Annotated in this window: 2 protein-coding genes; both read left to right on the top strand. The window is 33.0% G+C overall.

The genetic code is table 11. The features are described from left to right. Nucleotides 1-805: RHS repeat-associated core domain-containing protein (locus D9O48_RS18675; protein WP_199750637.1), on the top strand; the 805-nt coding region annotated here is incomplete at its 5' end. Continuing rightward, nucleotides 802-1,341, top strand: coding sequence for a hypothetical protein (locus tag D9O48_RS18670; RefSeq protein ID WP_126974516.1), 540 nt, complete (start codon nt 802-804; stop codon nt 1,339-1,341). The genes D9O48_RS18675 and D9O48_RS18670, both read left to right, overlap by 4 nt. The last annotated feature ends 51 nt before the right edge of the window (nt 1,342-1,392 follow it).

Here is a 1,392-nt window from a genome sequence, read left to right as displayed (position 1 = left end):
GCAGATCGGTAGGTGGAATCAGGTGGATCCATTGGCAGAAAAAGGAAGAAGGTGGTCGCCCTATAACTATGGATTGAATAATCCGATAAGGTTTATTGACCCGGATGGAAGGTGGATCAGCATTTTTGATGGACAAAATTCTTATCGTTATAATAATGGTTCACTCTATTCCCAAAATCAGGAAACCTTAGAATGGGATATCGAAGCTAAAGTAGATAAGAAAAGTTATGCAGGTAAGCTATTAAATGCATTAAATAAAATCAGAGGGGATGATGAGAATTCTTTCGGAAGCACCTATCTGAATTTATTTAATAACGATGAGGTGAATGTAACTGTGCAGAAAAATTACCTTACAACAAAAAATAAAAAAAATAAAAACCTTACTAGTGAGAGTGGGGAAAAAATTTTGACATTTTTTGATGAGCAGGTGAATGTAATGACTACAAGTGGATTTAGAAAAACTCCTTTTCATGTTACATTATTTCATGAATTGGTGCATAGTTTTTCAAATCAGACAGCAAATAGTTCTGTATTAGGGCAAATATGGGCAGATGGCAAATCTAATAATTTACCGAATGATATCCGTGTATCAGAAATATATGCTTCAACGGTAGAGAATATGTTAAGAGCAGAGCAGGGTATGTCATTAAGAACCCATTACTCAAGCTCCCCCGATGGTATACCAATAGAAGCCACCAGACTGCTAAATGCCCCCCTTAAGACAGCATTTGGAAAAGGGTATAGCTTGACACCCGTAGTTCACCAATACCTAATGCAAATTCTGCAAACAAAAAGAAATCCATGAAATATTCAATATTCCTATTAGTAATAATCGTTTCGTCCTGTACTACCAGCTCTTTGTATAAAGAAATAGATCGTCAGGTGGAAGAAGTTAATAATGAAGACTCAGATATTATAAAATGGGAAGGGGATTGGAATCCGTCTAAGAAAGTATTTAAAAAGTTACGGGGAAAATTAAAGCATTCTAATCATATTATATACATATATACATGGGTTTATACGGGGATGTCAATTTATTATGGAAAGGTTTCTGAGTGTTTGGTACATGATATGAGTTCCAACAAAAGCTACAATATATACATATATAAAAGAAAAATTAAAATTCAACCAAAAGGGATGGATTTTGTATTTGAAGAGTTTTTACTAAAAAATTATTTAAAAAAGAATATAGATTATTTAATATCTCTACAGAATAATAATACAGAATGGGTAGATCATGTTTTAGATAGCTATCACTATATTTTAGATTATAAAAAAAATAAAAAAATAGAATATTTAGTATTGGAATCTATATCCTTTGAAAATGGTGCTCCTCTTTAGGCGTGTGGGTGCTGCCGGTGAATTAAAGACCTTATTGAAAGAAGACTGGCA

It is taken from the genome of Gynurincola endophyticus (assembly GCF_003991195.1).
GTDB classification, from domain to species: Bacteria; Bacteroidota; Bacteroidia; order Chitinophagales; family Chitinophagaceae; genus Gynurincola; species Gynurincola endophyticus.
Note: the sequence above shows the minus strand (reverse complement) of the source record. Positions and strands in the feature narration are given on the sequence as shown.